The organism is Acaryochloris marina MBIC11017 (assembly GCF_000018105.1).
GTDB lineage: Bacteria > Cyanobacteriota > Cyanobacteriia > Thermosynechococcales > Thermosynechococcaceae > Acaryochloris > Acaryochloris marina.
Window position 1 is genome coordinate 1,236,094 of the sequence record NC_009925.1, and the last position, 19,466, is coordinate 1,255,559.

Annotated in this window: 16 protein-coding genes; 4 read left to right on the top strand and 12 right to left on the bottom strand. The window is 47.7% G+C overall.

What is annotated here, in order from left to right; translation table 11 throughout:
* Window positions 1-8 precede the first annotated feature (8 nt).
* The 5 genes from rplQ to rpmJ form a co-directional block, all read right to left on the bottom strand.
* The gene (gene rplQ, locus AM1_RS05580; protein WP_010480580.1) at window positions 9-359 is read right to left on the bottom strand and encodes a 50S ribosomal protein L17; all 351 of its coding nucleotides are present in this window, start codon (window positions 357-359) and stop codon (window positions 9-11) included.
* An 11-nt stretch (window positions 360-370) separates the two neighbouring features.
* Window positions 371-1,312 (bottom strand): DNA-directed RNA polymerase subunit alpha, encoded by a 942-nt coding sequence (locus AM1_RS05585; RefSeq protein ID WP_010480579.1) that lies wholly within the window; start codon window positions 1,310-1,312, stop codon window positions 371-373.
* A gap of 227 nt (window positions 1,313-1,539) precedes the next feature.
* Entirely contained in the window at window positions 1,540-1,932 is a 393-nt protein-coding gene (rpsK, locus tag AM1_RS05590; RefSeq protein ID WP_010480577.1) for a 30S ribosomal protein S11, read from the bottom strand.
* Window positions 1,933-1,991: 59 nt separating this feature from the next.
* Window positions 1,992-2,372, bottom strand: coding sequence for a 30S ribosomal protein S13 (rpsM, locus tag AM1_RS05595; RefSeq protein WP_010480576.1), 381 nt, complete (start codon window positions 2,370-2,372; stop codon window positions 1,992-1,994).
* Between the two features lie 89 nt (window positions 2,373-2,461).
* Window positions 2,462-2,575 (bottom strand): 50S ribosomal protein L36, encoded by a 114-nt coding sequence (gene rpmJ, locus AM1_RS38525; RefSeq protein WP_010480573.1) that lies wholly within the window; start codon window positions 2,573-2,575, stop codon window positions 2,462-2,464.
* 347 nt (window positions 2,576-2,922) lie between these two features.
* Here rpmJ and metH point away from each other — a divergent pair, with 347 nt between their 5' ends.
* The gene (gene metH, locus AM1_RS05600; RefSeq protein WP_012161831.1) at window positions 2,923-6,519 is read left to right on the top strand and encodes a methionine synthase; all 3,597 of its coding nucleotides are present in this window, start codon (window positions 2,923-2,925) and stop codon (window positions 6,517-6,519) included.
* 38 nt (window positions 6,520-6,557) lie between these two features.
* Complete coding sequence (locus tag AM1_RS05605; protein WP_012161832.1) at window positions 6,558-7,025, top strand: hypothetical protein; 468 nt, start codon at window positions 6,558-6,560, stop codon at window positions 7,023-7,025.
* 101 nt (window positions 7,026-7,126) lie between these two features.
* Here AM1_RS05605 and AM1_RS05610 read toward each other — a convergent pair whose 3' ends face one another.
* Complete coding sequence (locus AM1_RS05610; protein WP_012161834.1) at window positions 7,127-7,789, bottom strand: Uma2 family endonuclease; 663 nt, start codon at window positions 7,787-7,789, stop codon at window positions 7,127-7,129.
* Between the two features lie 242 nt (window positions 7,790-8,031).
* Here AM1_RS05610 and AM1_RS05615 point away from each other — a divergent pair, with 242 nt between their 5' ends.
* Window positions 8,032-10,029, top strand: coding sequence for a pentapeptide repeat-containing protein (locus tag AM1_RS05615; protein ID WP_012161835.1), 1,998 nt, complete (start codon window positions 8,032-8,034; stop codon window positions 10,027-10,029).
* Window positions 10,030-10,082: 53 nt separating this feature from the next.
* On the opposite strand, the gene AM1_RS05620 is transcribed toward AM1_RS05615, so the two are convergent.
* The gene (locus AM1_RS05620; RefSeq protein WP_012161836.1) at window positions 10,083-10,805 is read right to left on the bottom strand and encodes a glycerophosphodiester phosphodiesterase; all 723 of its coding nucleotides are present in this window, start codon (window positions 10,803-10,805) and stop codon (window positions 10,083-10,085) included.
* 32 nt (window positions 10,806-10,837) lie between these two features.
* Window positions 10,838-13,513 (bottom strand): bifunctional diguanylate cyclase/phosphodiesterase, encoded by a 2,676-nt coding sequence (locus AM1_RS05625; protein ID WP_012161837.1) that lies wholly within the window; start codon window positions 13,511-13,513, stop codon window positions 10,838-10,840.
* Between the two features lie 557 nt (window positions 13,514-14,070).
* Between AM1_RS05625 and AM1_RS05630 the strand changes: the two genes are divergently transcribed.
* Complete coding sequence (locus AM1_RS05630; RefSeq protein ID WP_041659228.1) at window positions 14,071-16,146, top strand: dynamin family protein; 2,076 nt, start codon at window positions 14,071-14,073, stop codon at window positions 16,144-16,146.
* An 88-nt stretch (window positions 16,147-16,234) separates the two neighbouring features.
* Here the strand turns inward: AM1_RS05630 and AM1_RS05635 are convergent, their stop codons facing one another.
* The 4 genes from AM1_RS05635 to AM1_RS05650 form a co-directional block, all read right to left on the bottom strand.
* Entirely contained in the window at window positions 16,235-17,356 is a 1,122-nt protein-coding gene (locus tag AM1_RS05635) for an aminotransferase class V-fold PLP-dependent enzyme (RefSeq protein ID WP_012161839.1), read from the bottom strand.
* Between the two features lie 34 nt (window positions 17,357-17,390).
* Window positions 17,391-17,816 carry an alternative ribosome rescue aminoacyl-tRNA hydrolase ArfB gene (gene arfB / locus AM1_RS05640; protein WP_012161840.1) on the bottom strand — a complete coding sequence of 142 codons (426 nt, stop codon included), beginning with the start codon at window positions 17,814-17,816 and terminating at the stop codon, window positions 17,391-17,393.
* Between the two features lie 56 nt (window positions 17,817-17,872).
* Window positions 17,873-18,130 (bottom strand): GIY-YIG nuclease family protein, encoded by a 258-nt coding sequence (locus AM1_RS05645; RefSeq protein ID WP_012161841.1) that lies wholly within the window; start codon window positions 18,128-18,130, stop codon window positions 17,873-17,875.
* 117 nt (window positions 18,131-18,247) lie between these two features.
* The gene (locus AM1_RS05650) at window positions 18,248-19,003 is read right to left on the bottom strand and encodes a hypothetical protein (protein WP_148215679.1); all 756 of its coding nucleotides are present in this window, start codon (window positions 19,001-19,003) and stop codon (window positions 18,248-18,250) included.
* Between the last annotated feature and the right edge of the window lie 463 nt (window positions 19,004-19,466).

The following is a 19,466-nucleotide window of genomic DNA, read 5'->3' on the forward strand; positions in this document are numbered from 1 at the left end:
TTTAGTCCTTAAGTAAGTTCGATAATCGCCATTTCAGCATTATCGCCACGCCGACGGATGGTGCGAATAATACGAGTGTAGCCACCGTTGCGATCGCCATAGCGGTCTGCCACCTGGTCAAACAGGGCATGAACCAACTGCTTGTCATAGATGTATCCCAAAGCCTGACGGCGAGAAGCCAATGACCCATCCTTAGCTAAGGTGATCATTTTTTCAACTTGAGACCGTACGGCTTTGGCCCGCGCCTTAGTGGTCGTCACTCGACCATGGCGAATCAGCTGAGTAGACAAGGATCTGAGGAGAGCCTTGCGCTGGTCGGCAGGTTTGCCTAACTTATGAACTCGACAACGATGACGCATGGAAATTAACCTTAACTTTTCGATTTTTCAGTCGGCATAGTAATACCAAGATGATCTTGGAGAGCTGCGATCACTTCATCCGCAGACTTGGCTCCAAAATTCTTGATTTCGAGGAGGTCTTCTTGGGAATATTCCAGAAGATCCGCCACGCTATTGATTTGAGCCCGCTTGAGGCAGTTATAGGCCCGGACAGAGAGGTTTAGACCTTCAATGGGGATTTGATTGGTCTCGTCTTCTTCTTCCAGCTCAATATCCTCAACCACGTTAAAGGTGGCATCTTTGAGGGGGTTGAACAGATCAACCAAAATGGTAGCAGCCTGACTTAAGGATTCCTGGGGCGTCAGATTGCCATTGGTCCAGATATCCAGAATCAGGCGATCCTTTTCTAAGGCACCACCGACCCGAGCGTCTTCTACTTCGTAGTTGACCCGTCGGACGGGCATATAAATCGCATCAATCTCTAAAAAGTCAAGGGCTGCGGCTTCATCTCGGTTTTTACCTACCGCATGGTATCCCTTACCCTGCTCGATTCTAAACTCCATCTCTAGGGTGGCATCCGAAGACAGAGTCGCGACGTACTGGGTTGGATTTACAATCTCAACTTCAGTGGGTAATTCAAAGTCATCGGTCGTGACCGTCGCTGGACCTTGGACAAATAAGCGACCAATCTGCGGATCGTTGGTATGGCTTCTCAAGACAACCTGCTTCATATTCAGCAGAATGTCGAGAACATCCTCACGAACCCCAGGAATGGTAGCAAATTCATGGTTCACACCAGCAATACGAACAGCCGTGACCGCAGTTCCTCTCAGATTTGCAAGTAAAACGCGTCTAAGAGCATTTCCAACTGTCGTGCCTTGCCCCCGATCTAAGGGCTCCAGAATAAACCTGCTATACTGGCTAAAATCCTCTTCAACTGTAGTTTCAAGACATTCAACCTGAAATTGCGCCACGAAAATCCCTCCCTTGTTGCTGTGCTCGAAATGTAGGTCGGTTCTTTGGAACCTGTGGAGTGAAGAAAAAAGTTTTTAAAAGTTAGCTTTAGCTTGAGGTCTGCAAAAGCAAAGTTTTTAACTTCGTTGATGGATGAGGTATGCCATCAAATTCCAGGAGTTTCCATCAGCGCATGACTTGCTTTAACCCAGCAGAATGCTGCTAGCCAGCCTGATGAATCTTCGCCCTAGACGCGACGTCGTTTTGGAGGACGACAACCGTTGTGAGGAATGGGGGTAACATCTCGGATTAAAGTGATTTCAAGTCCTGCACCTTGAAGCGCACGAATCGCTGTCTCACGACCGGCCCCCGGGCCACTCACCATCACTTCGATTTGGCGCATGCCTTGATCCATGGCCCGACGAGCTGCGCTTTCTGAAGCAGTTTGAGCGGCAAAGGGAGTCCCTTTTTTAGCGCCTTTGAAACCGCTTGAGCCTGCAGAGGCCCAGGATACGACATCACCACTGGCATCGCTAATGGTGACAATTGTGTTATTGAATGTGGACTGGATGTGAGCCACCCCATTGGGGACATGCTTTTTTTGCTTCCGTCCACCGGAGCGTTTAGATTGTGGAGCCATACCTGATATTCTTTTGAACCAACTAAATCAGCGATAAAAAACAGAAGAATTTGAAAGGGTTACTTCTTGCTGGGAGCCTTCTTCTTACCAGCCACCGTCCGCTTAGCACTCCGCCGGGTTCGACTATTCGTCCGAGTCCGCTGGCCTCGAACGGGTAAGCCAGCCCGATGACGACGTCCTCGATAGGAACCAATATCCATCAGTCTCTTGACGTTCATGGATTCCCATCGGCGGAGGTCACCCTCCACCTGATAGCCAGCCACAGCATTACGAAGAGCAGCGACATCTTGATCGCCCAATTCTCTCACTCGGGTATCAGGGTTTACGCCCGTCGCTGCCAAGATCTCTTGGGATCTGGTCAAGCCAATTCCATATATATAGGTCAGACCAATCTCGATCCGCTTGTCGCGGGGCAGGTCTACTCCGGCAATCCGTGCCACTCTTTTATTACTCCCTAGGCTGTTTAATTAAAAATTTGTGTGGTTGCTAACGCGATGGGTTTAGAGACCAATCGGTTGATAGAAGATGGTTAACCTTGGCGTTGTTTATGCTTGGGGTTAGAACAAATCACCATCACGCGACCTCGCCGACGAATGACTCGGCATTTGTCACACATTCTCCGAACAGATGAACGAACTTTCATACTAGATTAGAGGACTACAAAACTATTACCATATCACTTCTATTGAAGTCCTACAAGCTTAATTTAGAGAAACTTGAATAGATGGGATCACGGCTCTGCCAGCATCCTGTGTAAAGCCCCGACAGTCATAACTTATAGCCGATTCAATATACTAGACTGAGTATAAAAAATAATTTAGTCAGGCCCCTTTATTATCTGTCTTTCGGGGCAAATCCACAGGATTTTCCAGGGCAACTCCCCAAAAAATCTGGCTAAATGGATTTAAAGTGTATATCTAACCGCCATATGTATTGCGTCAGAAAACCGCAGCACAGCGGGAAACAGTAGTTTCTAACTTTATCTGGATCATGAAGAGTGTTTTCCTCGATCGGCTCCATAGTCCCGAACGCCCTGTCATTGTTTTTGACGGTGCCATGGGAACCTCTCTACAGATGCAAAATCTGACAGCAGAAGATTTTGGTGGTCCAGAGTATGAAGGGTGTAATGAATACCTAATCCAGACTAAACCTGGTGCCGTGGCTACGGTTCATCGCAACTTCCTGAAGGCCGGGGCAGACGTTATCGAGACGGATACCTTTGGTGCGACCTCTATCGTTTTGGCCGAGTATGATTTGGCCGATCAGGCCTATGAACTTAACAAAGCCGCCGCTGAACTTGCCAAACAGGTGACCGCTGAATTTTCCACCCCTGAGAAACCTCGGTTTGTAGCCGGCTCCATGGGTCCCGGGACTAAGCTCCCTACCTTGGGGCATATTGATTTCGATACCCTCAAGGCAGCTTACGTCGAGCAAGCTCAAGGACTGTATGACGGGGGTGCCGATCTCTTGTTGGTCGAGACCTGTCAGGATGTCTTACAAATCAAGGCAGCTTTGAACGCGATTGAAGTCGTCTTTGCCGAAAAAGGGGCCAGACTTCCCTTAATGGTATCTGTGACGGTGGAAAATTTCGGCACTATGCTGGTGGGGTCTGAGATTGGCGCAGCATTAACGGTCCTAGAACCCTATCCCATCGATATTCTGGGGCTAAACTGTGCCACTGGCCCCGATTTGATGAAGGAGCATATCAAATATTTATCCGAGCAATCGCCGTTTATTGTCTCCTGTATTCCCAATGCTGGGTTACCTGAAAATGTGGGGGGGCAGGCCCATTACCTCTTAACGCCAATGGAGCTGCGGATGGCGTTGATGCACTTTATTGAAGACTTAGGAGTTCAGGTGATTGGAGGGTGCTGTGGCACTCGCCCGGACCATATTCAACAGCTAGCGGAGATGTCCCAGGATCTCAAACCTAAGGCGCGAGAGATTGGCTCACGGCAAAGTTTACCGCCCTATGCCCCATTGCCCTTTGTGCCTGCGGCAGCCTCAATTATGACAACCCAGTCCTACGATCAGGACAATTCATTTTTGATTGTGGGAGAACGGTTGAATGCCAGCGGGTCTAAAAAGTGCCGCGAAACCCTAAATGCGGAAGATTGGGATGGGTTGGTATCGTTGGCGCGATCGCAAGTTAAAGAGGGAGCCCATGTCCTCGATGTCAACGTGGACTACGTGGGTCGCGATGGCGAGCGGGATATGCGAGAACTGGCCTCCCGGCTGGTAAATACGGTTTCATTGCCCCTGATGCTGGACTCCACCGAGTGGACAAAAATGGAGGCAGGTCTAAAAGTGGCCGGGGGTAAATGCATCCTTAACTCCACGAACTATGAAGATGGAGAAGAGCGATTCTACAAGGTATTAGAGCTGGCCAAGACCTATGGCGCTGGCGTAGTGGTGGGCACCATTGACGAAGATGGTATGGCTCGAACAGCAGAGAAAAAGTTTGAAATTGCCAAGCGGGCCTATGATGACGCCATTAACTATGGCATTCCCGCCTATGAAATCTTTTTTGACCCCCTGGCCTTACCCGCCTCTACCGGAATTGAAGAAGATCGCAACAATGCTAACGCCACCATCAGTGCCATTTGGCAGATTCGAGATGAGTTGCCGGGTTGTCATATTATCTTGGGGGTCTCTAATGTTTCCTTTGGTTTAAATCCAGCGGCCCGCGTCACCCTCAACTCGGTGTTTCTGCATGAAGCGATGGCGGTGGGCATGGATGCGGCCATTGTCAGTGCCAGCAAGATTCTGCCTCTGGCCAAAATTGAGGAAGAGCATAAACAGGTCTGTTTAGATCTGATCTATGACCGCCGCCAGTTTGATGGGGAGGTTTGTACCTATGACCCTCTGACCAAGCTAACGACTCTGTTTGAAGGGAAGACGACGAAGCGAGATCGCAGTGTCGATACCTCTCTTCCCGTAGAAGAACGCCTCAAAAACCACATTATTGACGGAGAACGGATTGGCTTAGAAGAACAGCTCGATATTGCTCTTAAGGACCATGCTCCCCTGGCCATCATTAATACCTTTTTATTGGATGGCATGAAAGTGGTGGGGGAACTGTTCGGGTCGGGGCAAATGCAGCTTCCCTTCGTGTTGCAGTCTGCCCAAACCATGAAAGCGGCGGTCGCCTATCTGGAACCGATGATGGATAAGGAAGAAGCCGACGATAGTGGCAAAGGCACCGTCGTCATTGCCACTGTCAAAGGCGATGTCCATGATATTGGCAAAAACCTGGTGGATATTATCCTGTCTAACAACGGCTATCAGGTGATCAATCTGGGTATCAAGCAGCCCGTGGATACGATTATTGCCGCCTACCGAGAGCATAATGCCGACTGCATTGCCATGAGTGGGTTGCTGGTGAAGTCCACCGCCTTTATGAAGGACAATCTGGAAACCTTTAACCAAGAAGGCATCACCGTTCCCGTCATTCTAGGGGGTGCCGCTTTGACTCCCAAGTTTGTCAATCAAGACTGCCAAAACACCTACAACGGCCAAGTGATTTACGGCAAAGACGCCTTTGCCGACCTGCACTTTATGGATAAACTGATGCCCGCCAAAACCGAAGGGCAATGGGATAACCTCAAAGGCTTCTTAAATGAGCAAGATGAAGTTCCTGAGTCAGTCTCTACAAATGGTTCTCAGCCCCAGGAGAACGCGGCAGAAGCTGCCACTGCTGCAATGCCTGTAGATACCCGACGTTCGGAAGCGGTGGATATCGATATCGAGCGGCCTACCCCACCCTTCTGGGGAACTACCATTTTGCAGCCCGAAGATCTGCCTTTTGATGAACTTTTCTGGCATTTGGATCTTCAAGCTTTGATTGCGGGCCAATGGCAATTCCGCAAGCCCAAGGATCAATCCCGAGAAGACTACGATGCCTTCCTAGACCAGAAGGTCTACCCCATCTTGAACCAGTGGAAACAGCGCATCGTTGCCGAAAAGCTGCTGCATCCCCAGGCAATTTATGGTTACTTCCCCTGCCTAGCTGAAGAAAACTCCCTCCATATTTATGATCCAAAAGTGGCGGAGAACCCCGGCGATACCTTACCTGAACCTGTCACCACCTTTACCTTCCCTCGTCAGAAGTCAATGCGGCGGCTGTGTATTGCCGACTTCTTTTTACCTAAGGAACAAGGCATTGCTCAGAAACGGTTTGATGTCTTTCCCATGCAGGCGGTCACAGTGGGAGACATTGCCACGGAGTTTGCCCAAAAGCTGTTTGCAGGTGACGAATACACTGAATATCTCTACTTCCACGGTTTAGCCGTCCAAACGGCGGAGGCCATCGCGGAATGGACCCATGCTCGCATTCGGCGGGAGTTGGGTTATGGCGAGAGTGAACCGGACAATATCCGAGATATGCTGGCTCAACGTTACCAAGGTTCTCGCTATAGTTTTGGTTACCCGGCTTGTCCAAATATGCAGGACCAATACAAACAGCTTGACCTACTGCAAACGGATCGGATTAATTTGCATATGGATGAGAGCGAACAGCTCTATCCTGAGCAATCCACCACAGCCATTATGGTTTATCACCCCGTTGCTAAGTACTTCAGCGCTTAGACTCTATACCTGAATCAATCTCATCAAGGAACTAAAGTTTGATTGAGTTAGAACAACCCGCCTGGTTTTATCATGGCTGGATTGAAGGGGATTTACCCTGGAACCAAGGCAAGCAAATGAGCTTCGATCAATTTCATTCGAAGTACACTTTGCATGACTCTATCTGGCTTGGGATGTTTTATGACATTGCATTTGAACAAACTTTATCCTTGGCTATTCATTGGGATGCCATCTGGCTTCCTGATGAGATTTACCAAAGTTCAAGTACAGTTCGCGATTGGCCTTATTTATTCATTCGCATCGAACAAGCTCACTCAGTCACAACAGATAATTATGGCGATTTGAAAGATATGCAGCGATCTATTGCCACATCAGAAAACATCGTGGTTTCTGATCAGAACTTGCTAGCCATTGATGATGTTTCTGGTGGAAAGCTCAGTATCACCTATAAAGGACCTGTGACTTTTCTGGCAATCGACCCAGCAAAAAGAGTTGTATCGATTTAACACCACCTCACTTTTCTCGTTTATTCAACAATTCTTTTAGTACTAAGGGTTGAAAGGACTTACCCCCAAACTTTTCAGACGGTGTAAGAAAATCGCTGAGATCATTGCGGTTTAGGTGCATGGGCCTCAACCCAAGTTTTTAGCTCCCTATAAGCGGGTGTCTCTCCTACCGTTTTGCATTGCTGAAGAAAATGGTAGAACCGTTCTAGCGTCACCCAGGGAAAGGTGGGACTGACGGGAGCATCCTGATATTGTCCTTGCTCTAACTGATAAATTCTCAATATCTGGCCATCAAAGCGCCACAGTTCAGGGACTCCCAGTTGGGCATAGAGGTCGTTTTTGTTGATGTCCGTATGACTAATGTCTACTTCCACCACTAGGTCAGGGGGTGGGTCAACATCGAGATCGACCGTTCGCCCTCGGACCACCGATTCATTCTGGATGTAATAGCATCGATCCGGCTCAGCCCCTTTAAGAAGCTCCTTTCGTCTGAGGGTGGTGGAGGCCATTCCTTTAATGTTTTGGCCAGATTCAAAAGCCAAGGTGCGAATAAAAACCCCAATTACATCACTGGGGTTTTCGTGAGCTTCTAGGGGGACCATAAGCTCTAGGACTCCAGCACTATAGTGAAGCCGCACCGCTCGATGTTCACCAAAGGCAGCCAGAATGTTCTCATAGGTTTTCCAGTCAATATTATTTAAGGTGAGGCGTTGCTCAGCGGGCAAGGTTTTTGGAATTTTGACAACAGGCTGCTGAGTTTGCATGATCTCCACCTGAACGTTCATCCTTCTAGGATAAACGGTGTGATGCTGGAAGTGAGCTGGTATTGAGGTTTTTATCTGACTAATTTTGGAGGGAGAGTGATCAGATGATAAATTAAACGGCAGTCTTATTTTTGATTTATTTTGCAAATATTTTGGGTATTAACTTTATTTTTAGAATATTGAGCACATTGACTTGATTGAGTTGAGATAAAGGTCCGCTGGTAATAATGGATGGGTGATCCATGAAGGCAGAAGAACTGCTTAGTCGATATCGCCAGGGAGAACGCAACTTTGCAGGAGCAAATCTTCGGGGACAGTCCTTCAAGGGGCAAGTTCTGTCCGAGGTAGATTTTAGCAGGGTGGATATTCGGGGCACGAATTTTAGTGACGCAACACTAGTTAGGGCGACCTTTCATGAAGCTAAAGCAGGTCTGCAGAAAAGATGGGTAGTGATTTCAGCATTTCTTGCCTGGCTATTTTCAGTTTGTGCAAGTTTCTTACTCGCTTTTAGTGGATATGTAATCACTCAAATCTTTGAGGCTGGAAATTTATCAAACAACACCCTTGGCTGGGTAACGCTTGTAGTGCAATTTGTTTGTTATATTCTCATTCTCCGTAAGGGCATTTCTATCGTATTTGCAAGGGTGATTACTTTTGGGTTTGCAGTTACTTTCATTTTTGGTATCGTCCTTGCTTTAGCTTTCCCCACGATTGGGACTAATCAAGGTGTTGCAGTTATTGCTGGAGTTTTTGCTGGAGTTGGAGCTGGATCTTATGCTGTCTTTTTAGCCGGAGTTTTTGCTGGAGCGTGGGCTGTTGCCCAAGTTATTGGAGCAGGTATCGCTTTAGTAATTGCCGTCATAATATCAATTTTGGGTGCTGGAGCTGGAGCCATCAACTCTGAAACGGGAACTATAGCTGCTAGGGTGTCTGTTGGAATCTCTATTGCTTGTGTTCTAGCTAGCGCCTATATTGGTTGGCAGTCGCTAAAGGGTGACCTCAAGTACACCCTTATTAAATCTGCGGCCATTGCCTTTGCTACTTGGGGGGGGACAAGCTTTAGGGGAGCAGACCTTACAAACGCTGACTTTAACCAAGCCTGCCTCGACAGCACAGACTTCAGAGAGGCCACCATAACCCGTACCTCTTGGCTGCATACTCGCCTCCTTGAACGCATCCGCCCAGGCGACTCTTTCCTCAGCAACCCCAAAATTTGTACCTTGGTGCAAACTGGCGAGGGTAAAGATATCGATTTAACCCATCTCAATCTCCGGGGTATCAATCTGGCTAATGCCCAGCTCGAAAATGCCTGTTTCAGAGCTGCCGATCTGAGCGAATCTTCCCTAGCAGATGCAAACCTAACCCGAGCCAATCTCGTTCAAACCCAGCTCAGCCAAACCGATTTATCAGGGGCCACCCTTACCGGAGCTACCATCGAGGACTGGGGTATTACCGGGAACACCAACCTCCAGGGAGTCCACTGTGAATACGTTTATATGCGCTGGGTCCGCGAAGGTGCCCCCGACCCAAACCCCCGCCGTAAACCCGATAACTACGAAGAAACCTTTGCCGATGGCGAATTTAGTGACTTTATTAAGCCCATCGTCGATACCCTAGACCTCTACCACAACCAAAACGTCGATCCCCACACTATCGCCATAGCATTTAAGCAATTTGTTGAAAATAACCCAGATGCAGAAATACAGATTGCATCCATAGAGGCAAAAGGAGCAGGCAACTTATTATTACGGACCAAGACAGCTTCCACAGCTGACCACTCTAAACTCAACAAGGAATATTTTGAAACACTGAATTATACAAAGACTCTTAGTCCTGGAGCCAGAATGCTACTGGCTGCGAAGGAGAGGGAAATTAACAGACTCTCAACCATGTTCAATAATTTTATGGAAAGTGCTATGGACAGAATTAACACTGTCAATATCAATGCTGGTGGCGATATCAGTGGCATTATAAATTTTGGGGAAATTGCTGGTGACTTAAACAACAGTATTCAACAACTTCCCACCTCCAGTGACAGTACCCAACCTAACCTCAAAGATTTACTCAACCAGCTCCAAACCGCCATTGCCGAAGAACCCGAGCTGGACGATACTGAGAAAGCCGCCGCCTTCGCCCAAGTCAAGAAACTTGCCGAAGCAGGCCAAGCCCCTCAAGACAGCCGAATGAAGCAGCTAGCTACCAAAGCCACTGGTTTCTCAAGGGCATCGCTGGGAGTTTAACCACGGGTGCAAAACTCGTCACCGCCTGGGATAAAGTGGGTCCTGCGATTATGTCAGTTTTTGGTTTGTTTTGATGCCATTTCTGTTTTAAGTGCTGCCGGTTGATCGGTGATGATATTGTCTACCCCATGTTCAATCATCCGCTGCATATCAGCAGGCTGATTGACCGTCCAGACATGAATGGCTTTTCCTTCTGCATGGGCCTGTTTGACTCGTTCTGATGTGGCCAGGGTGAAGTGAAGTGAATAAAAATCGACCTCGAGATCAGGATACTCAGGTCGAGAAGGGGGAATGACTGGGCCAATCGTCAACCCAGGGTCTAGCGTTCGGACCTGCCGCAGGGTATCAAAGTCGAGGGAGGAAACCACACAGTTTTGCTGCCAATTTTTTTGGTGGATTAGTTCGACCACCTGGCTAACAAGTTCTTGTTCATGGCCATGGCATTTCAGCTCCAGGTTTAACTTAATTCTGTCCTTAGCCAAATCCATCACTGAGGCCAGGGAAGGGATTCGAGTCTGCTTAAACGCCTCCCCAAACCACTGACCGACATCTAGGTTTGCCAGTTCAGAGGTAGTTAGGTTCCAGAGGTTGCGATCGCAACCCGCAAGACGCAACAAATGACTATCATGAATCACCACCAACCCATGATCTTTGGTCTCTTGGACATCCAGTTCAATAAAATCAGCCTGGTGCTCAATCGCTAGCTCAAAAGCAGGAATCGTATTTTCCGGAGCCAACTGAGAATAGCCGCGGTGAGCCGTAATTTGGGGCACCATTCTTAAATTGCAGGTAATTTCTGAGTCTGAATTTACCCCAAATGCAAAGGATTAGCATCTAAATGTGCTAGATGAGTCAAACGATTAAGCTTCAGAATTTTTGAGATGGAATCTGGGCTAACCGGTTTGCTCAGCAAATATCCCTGAGCTGTTTCACAGCCAAACTGTTGCAGCATTTGATACTGCTCTACAGTCTCTACACCTTCGGCAATAATTTCATGATCCAGATTGTGGCCCATATCAATCATGGCAGCAATTAAAGTCTGTGATTTCCGGTCAACCAACATATCATCAATAAAATATTTGTCGATTTTTAGACAATCCACCGTCAAGTGTTTAAGAGAAGCAAACGAAGAATAGCCTTTGCCAAAATCGTCGATGGCTAGCAGGACACCCAGATCTTTTAATTCTCGGAAAATCGAGAGATTTTGCTGATCGGTTTGCACCACACTCTCCGTTACTTCCAGCTTTAGTTCCGTCGGCACCATACCTGTTTCCTCCAGAACATACTGAATCAAAGACACAAAATACTTATCCAGGAATTGGGCTGGGGAGATATTCACAGCCATCCGGATAGGAGGCAAGCCAGCTCTTTTCCATGCAACGGCTTGATTACAGGCAGCTTTCAAGACCCATTCTGTCAGGGGCTTCATCATCCCTATTCTTTCGGCTGTGGCAATAAATTCCGTTGGTAAAACCTCCCCCAGTTGGGGATGGTGCCAACGGCACAAAGCCTCAACCCCAATAATATTGCCGGAAAAGAGCTCAACCTGGGGTTGGTACACCAAGGACAATTGCTGTTTTTCGACCGCCTCCCTTAAATTTTGCTCTACACGGAACCGATATTCCGCTTGCTCAGTCAGCTGTGGTTGATAGAAGGCATACCGATTTTTTCCGCGCTCCTTCGCCGCATACAGGGACGTATCCGCCGCTTTGATTAAGGTTGACAGCTCCCGACCGTCATCAGGATAGTGGGCAATCCCAATACTGCACGCAGGCGTAAACTTCCGCGCCGATAGCTCAATGGACTGGGATACCTCTTCGAGACAACGTTGGGCGACAGTAGAGGCCGCATAGTCATCGTCAACATCCGTTACTAAAATACAGAATTCATCCCCACTGAGGCGGGCGACAAAATCAATATCACGAGCGACTCGCTGCAACCGATGCCCAATTTCTCTGAGCAGCAAGTCACCAGCATCATGCCCCAGACTGTCGTTCACGCCCTTGAAGTTATCTAAGTCAATATAGAGCAGGCCCAAACGAGATGCATTGCGGTCAGAGCGCTTAATGGCAACCTCAAGATTCTGATAAAAGTGAGCACGACTGGCCAGCCCCGTTAAGCTATCGTTAAAAGCTAATTCTCGAATCTTTTTCTGGGCCTGGTCCCGTTCCATCACAATCCCAGCCAACCTTGCCGCCGATTTCAGATCATTGGACTCCAATTCATTAGGCAAAGCGGGGTGGTTATAATACATGCCAAATGCACCCAAGACGATACCTGACGAATTCTTAATTGGTTCAGACCAGCAGCAACGCATACCATGGGGAAGGGCGACATGTTTGATCTTGGCCCATTTGGGATCCGTTTCAATATTCTCAACCAACACCCGCTTGCCAGTATAGGTGGACGTGCCACAGGAGCCCACATTAGGGCCGTTTTGCAAACCATGAACCGCATCACAGTATTCCTTCGGCAGACTGGGAGCTCCACCATGCATCAGTCGACCATCTTGAAGCTCCAGCATTGAACAACGCATACCAGGATGGCGAGATTCATACATTAAGGCAATTTCATCATAGATTTTTGTGGCTGGTTTTCCGGTCGCAATCATCTCCAGAATTTCAGCATTTTTATCGTCAAAGGCTTCAGCTTTTTTACGAGCTGTGATGTCAACATGGGTCCCGACTAGACGAACAGCCTTACCATCTGTAGCCCGATGCACCAGGAATGCCCGAGAGAGCACATATATCTCATGGCCCGCTTTGTGCTGCATCCGCATTTCAACATCAAACGCATCAGATTTGCCATCCAGGTAATCTTCAACCAGTGCCAGGGCCTTCTTTTTATCATCTGGGTGAACTAGGTTTTCCCAAGTGCTTAAATCATGAGCAAGTTCATCATTCTCATAACCCAGCATGCTTTTCCAGCGAGGTGAATAATAAACTTCATCTGTTTCCAAATTCCAGTCCCACAGGCCATCATTAGCTCCGCGCATCGCTAACAAAAACCGTTCCTCACTCTGTTGTAATTTCTCTTCTGACTCTCTACGAGTCGTAATATTGTGGCCAATACCCAGTAATCCAATCAGTTCTCCCTGAGCATCTTGAATGGGAACCCTGCTGATTTCCAGAAGTTCACTGTGTCCGTCACTAGCAAAAGTTGTCCATTTCTCTAATACGGATGGGTATCCTTGAAGTATGACCTCCGTATCGTGCCTCCGAGATAAATCGGCCAACCGAGCATCCACTAAATCGTGGTCGGTTTTACCTACGATTTCTTGCTCAGGAAATCCAACAAAATCCTCGAAACGATTATTGCAGGCTAGATATACTCCATCAATATTCTTTAACCAGACAAGATCAGGCAAGTTGCGAATAATTGTTTTGTAAAAGCCAATCCCTTTTTCGAGATCTTTTGGAATTTTTTCTTGACTAAAAGTCTCTGTAAAGTCTACAGCTAAAGACGATTGAATCTCGCATTGCATGACAAGTTGTTATGAGGCTAGGGTAAACACAATTTTTCTATTTCTATATTAAATTTTGAAATTCGGATCAGAATCCGTATTTAGACTGAACTACAGTTCTTAGAGCGTCTAGTAACCAGAGGTTTTTTAATAAACCAAGCATCGCCATTAGCAAGATAAAGGCTTGAAATAATTATTATCATCACACGGACTTAGGCAGCATGTAATCGCCACCACTCACCATGCTCCATCAAAAGCCTTCATGTTCGAAGAATTGGTGTAACCCTTATGGAAACTGGGCAAAGGTCCAAAGTGTTTAAAGCTTTTGCGTTTCCCAATATCACCACTCTTCAACAGAACCTTGTTTACGGAAGCGAGGAAGCCCCCTGAATAAACTCAGAAATCAGCCATAAGAGCTATTTTTTATCCATATTTCGAATATTTTTACCTAAAAAAGAAATTTTCCTAAATTAAACCTCACTCAATAACCCTAAACAGCAGCAGATCGATTTCGTTCCAGTTTTTTGTGCGGTAGCTATGATGGTGGAGATAAAGTTTAAAATCTCACCGCCACATTTATGAGCACTTTTCTTGATCTCACGCAGTTGTCCGCCGCGTCCTTAGCTCAGTTAGATCAAGCCCAACATTCACGCCAGAAAGCTGCCAATCATCTGGAAGCCATGGCAGAGACCCTATCCGCTGCAGAAAAGGAAGGGTCTACCGCCTCCGGCGAACTTAGCCTAGCCACGCAAGTGGAATCCCTTCGGAACGTGGCAGGCAACCTGAAGCAAGGGATCTTTCGGTTGGTGGTGTTGGGCGATCTGAAGCGGGGGAAAAGTACGCTCCTCAATTCCCTATTGGGCGAGCGATTATTGCCTAGTGATGTCAACCCCTGTACGGCTGTATTGACGGTGCTCAAATATGGTCCCCAAAAGCAAGTCACCATCCACCATCTTGACGATACGGCCCCTGAAAAAATTGCCTTAGAGGACTTTAAGCAGATTTACACCATTGATCCTGAAGAAGCCAAAGCGTTGGCCTCCAAAGACCAAGCAGCCTTTCCCAATGTCAGCCATGCCGAGATTGAGTATCCTATTCCTCTGTTGCAACAAGGCCTAGAGCTGATTGATACCCCAGGACTGAATGATACAGAAGCCCGGAATCAGCTGGTCTTTAATTTTTTGCAGGATTGCCATGCCGTGCTGTTTGTAATGGATGCGACCCAGCCCTGCACCTTAGATGAGCGCCGATACCTGCAAAACACCCTGAAGGATCGGGGTATCCCCATCTTTTTCTTGATTAATGCCTGGGATAAAGTTCAAAGTAATTTGATCGATCCGGATGATCGAGAGGCCCTGACCTCAGCAGAGGCTAGACTGCGAGAGGTGTTTCGCACCCACTTAGCGGACTATTGCCCCGATCAATATGACCAGCGGGTGTTTGAAGTCTCGGGACTGAAGGCGTTGCGATCGCAACTCCAAAACGCCCCGGAAGCCCTCGCCCAGTCAGGTGTGCCCGTCTTTCTGGACAGTTTGTTCGACTTTCTGGCCAACGATCGCATCCAGGCCGAACTAGACTATGCTCTTCAAAAAGCCCAGATGACCCATAAGCAGGTGTGGGCAGCCGTTTCTCGACGGTTACCGTTACTGGATGAAGATCTGGATCAACTCAAACAGAAGCTGGCCTCCGTTCAGACGGATTTTGAGCAACTGCAAGCCATTCGGGATGACTTTCAAACGAAAATTCGCCAAACTCGCGATCAAGAATCTCAGGCCATTGCGGATTCCTTTAAGACCTATATTCTCAAACTAGAAGCTACCTTTGACGAGGATTTTGTCGCAGCCCAACCGGATTTGGATTTTCTAGAGTTTCTAGATAAGAACAATCGGGCCATGTTTTACACCTCCTTTAAGCGAGCCTTTGAACGCTATATGAATGACCGTTTGGCAGCTTGGGAATTTATCGCTAAACAGGATATTAGCCGGGCCTTTTCTGAACTTAATGAAGCGGCGGATGAATATCGAGTGGCCTATGAACAAGTCGTCGAGGTAATGAACGACAAGCTTTTGGGCAATCGCTTCTATGCAGCAGGGCATCGTTATAACCCCAAAGAAGTCCAAATTTGGACCGACATCCTCAAGGATGCATTTGAAGCCATGCCTGACAATATGAATGGGGCGGTTGGACAATTCAATATGTTTTGGCAGGGCGTGTTGCAATCGGCTTTAGCCTATGTGGTGATTGTGATTGCATTGCAAATTATCGGCTTGGTATTTTCCTCCCTTTTTCTCAATGTCTTTGCCGTGCTGTTGGTGGGAGCTGGCGTTTTTGTGGGGCAAGCAGAATATGTGCGCCAAGAGTTCTTAAACGCAACCCGTAAGGAATTTGCCAAATATCTCCCCCAAATTGCCGAAGAGCAATGGCAACCCATTCATCAAGCCGTCCAGCGATGCTTTGACACCTATGAAATCGAAGTGATTGAGCGGATTAATCAGGATATTGCCAGTCGGCAAGGGGAACTGAATAACCTGATCGCCCAAAAAGAATCCCATTCAATCCAGGTGGAGCAAGAAAGTCAACGACTTCAAACGTTAGAAACGTCTCTAGGAGAGATGGTTCAGAAAATGGAAGAGGACTGTCAGCTAAAAGATTGATGCGCTCTATTGAAGGGAAATTGGACTGATGTAGAAAGCCTGTTATCCCTGACTGCTATACATCTGGGAGATGGGCAAGCGTCTTGGATTATTCCATCTGCTCCAAGACATCAGCTAGGGTAGCAACAGTGCGATCAATATTTTGGAGTTTATCCAAACCAAAGAGGCCCAGCCGAAAGGTTTGAAAAGTCTCGGGTTCATCGCAGCGCAGCGGAACACCCGCCGCGATCTGCATTCCTAGGGCTTTAAATTTCTGTCCAATCGTTGGATCTGCTGTGTAGCTCACCACCACGCTGGGGGACTGAAACCCCGCGGCGGCAACACTTTTAATACCTTTGCGGGTCAGCAGTGCTCTCACCTGATCACCCAGCTGCTGTTGCTGAGCACAAACAGTATCAAACCCATATCCGGCGGTTTCCTGCATCACATCCCGAAATACCCTAAGACTGTCTGTGGGCATGGTGGCGTGATAAGCATGTCCACCCTGCTCATAGGCCTCCATAATCTGCAGCCATTTCAACAGGTCACAGGCAAAGCTGCTGCTCGTCGTCGTTTCGATCCGCTCTCGCCCTAAAGCACTCAGCATCACTAATCCACTACAGGGGGAACTACTCCAGCCTTTTTGAGGGGCACTGATCAAAACATCTACACCACAGGCGTCCATATCAACCCAGATGGTGCCCGAGGCAATGCAATCCAACACGAATAAGCCACCCACCGCATGGACAGCTTTGGAGATGGCCTGGAGGTAGTCCATAGGCAAAATCATGCCCGAAGATGTTTCCACATGGGGCGCAAAGACGAGATCCGGTTTTTCGGCCTGAATTCTAGCAACCACTTCTTCAATGGAGGCTGGGGCAAAGGCGGCCTGTTCACTATCATCTACGGGACGAGCTTTGAGCACGGATAATTGAGCCGGTATCTTCCCTTTCTCTAAAATTTGACTCCAGCGAAAACTAAACCAGCCATTGCGAATCACCAGGCAGGATTGGTCGGTGGCGAACTGTCGAGCCACGGCTTCCATGGCAAAGGTGCCACCCCCTGGGACGATGGCCACGGCTTCAGCGTTGTACACCTGTTTAAGGGTCTGGGAGATTTCCTTCATCACCGTTTGGAAGGCCCCTGACATATGGTTGAGGGAGCGGTCTGTGTAGACCACTGAATATTCCAAAAGTCCATCTGGATCAATATTGGGCAGTAATCCTGGCATGGTGTCCTCTGTGCAGTTAGGTTTGAGTTAATGATTAGGAGTCCAGTTCGGACTTGATATTACCCCTGAGCTTTTTCAGCTTGCTGCGTTTGCTTTTGCCATCCAACCGCCGTTGCTTGGCACCATAGGAGCGCTTCGTGGGTTTCCTCTTTTTGGGGGTTGTGGTCACGCTTTGCAGTAATATCTGCAGGCGGTTGAGGGCATCTTCCCGGTTTTGCTGTTGGGTGCGATGTTGCTGGGCTTTGATAATAATGATGCCTTCTTTGGTGATGCGTCTATCGCCCAGGTTGAGAAGGCGCTCTTTGTACAGGGGAGATAGGGAGGAGGCATCGATATCGAACCGTAGATGGATCGCAGAGGCCACTTTGTTGACGTTTTGTCCTCCAGCTCCCTGAGAACGGATGGGACTCAACTCAATCTCACTGAGAGGAATGGAGGTGCGTTGGGTAATCTTCAACATAAGTGAGGCGGCATCATCTGGTGGCAATATATATCAGCGATCTTTCCCCAGTGTAATCAAGAGCCGTGAGTGGCGATAAAGGTCTCTTTTTGTTGCTTCGACAGTTGTTTAATTTGGTATTCCAATCGCTGAGCTTCGGAGCGACTGCCGACGGGTTGTTGATAAACCAACTGCAATGGACCTTTTGAGCGCAAAAACTTGGCCCCTTTTTTGCTGTAGGTATGCTCCTCCAGTCGACGCGCCACGTCTGTCGTCACACCTGTATACAAGGCCCCATTCCGGGTACGAAGGATATAGAGATGCCATTCAGACATAGGGATTCTCTAGTGTGTCATTCCTATCATTTTGAGTAGGGGAGATGCGATGGCCTCTGGCAGGTCATTGACCATCGCAACAGTACAACGCCAATCAGTCGACGACAAGGCACCCCATTAATTCGCCTGCTGTTGGTGATAGACTGCCCACTCTAGCAAGGCTTCTTGATGTTTCTTAGAATCATAGGCTGTTGCAAACTCACCATTGCGATAAATATAGAGTTCTGAGGTTGTATCCAAGATCGTGGGCGTACCAATTTTTTGAATCAGGTCAACCATCACAGGATGATTTTCAAAGTTCTTTTTACTCGGCTCTTTTGTGTAGCCTGAGTTCAGCGCGACTAAAAGTTTTGCACCAGAACCATTTGCCATGAAGAGAACCTCTTTGACTTGAGTGGCATATTCACTCATCTTTTCTGGACTGTTCTTGTCTGCAAACTGGTTTAAGTTTCCACCTGGAATATGGGTCATTGCCATCTTGAGATAGTTACCAGACTCTTGATGAAAATCTCCTAGCACAGCAACTGCAATACAATCTGACAAGCCGGTCGTGTACATTCCACAGTGTTCAAATTCGACATGGTAGGCAGTGTAAGCCATGGGTATCTGAGTTGTATAGGTATCCTGCTCAGGCTTAGTTTCAGCATTTATCAAAGCCTCGGTGGTTTCATTATATGGATAGGAGTCTTTGATAGAGGCAGAAGAAGTTTCATCTTCGTCGTCGGTCTCTGCCCTTTGAATGACAACTTTGTTTGTATTAGTCGTGGAAATAGATGTGGCTCCACCAATCGTATTAAAACCAACCTGAAAATCACTGCTCCGTTTCTTCTGCAACCAAGGTTTCGGCCCAGCTCCGTTGGGGATTGTATCCATCAAAGGGTTTCCCAAACGTGCCCATTTCTGTCGCTGCTCTTCCCATGCTGCTAATCCCGCTTCATTTGACTTTGCTGATGGGGTGGGGGGCTGAATGTCTGGGAGTCGGGAAGGCGGACTGACTTCAGGTTGGTGAGCAGCAGTACGAATGAAAGGCTTTTTCTTACGAGAATCATATGTACGCATAATCAGCCACTCGCAATAAAGCTCGTTAAAGCACCTGAGAACAAAGAACTCTGCAAGCCTTGTTCTCAAGGCTACTTAAATCCTATGGGAGTCCTACAGCGAAATTGCCCCACTTTTGTCTCAGTTTTTCTCAGTTGTTCGATTCATGCCGCCCTGTCACACAGATCAAATCTTCCCAGATAGACTCTCCCCTACGCACGATAGGTGAACGCTAATTAAAGATTGACTGACTCGGTCAATGTTTAATATCCCCCTTCTCTCTTTCTATGCCTTGCCA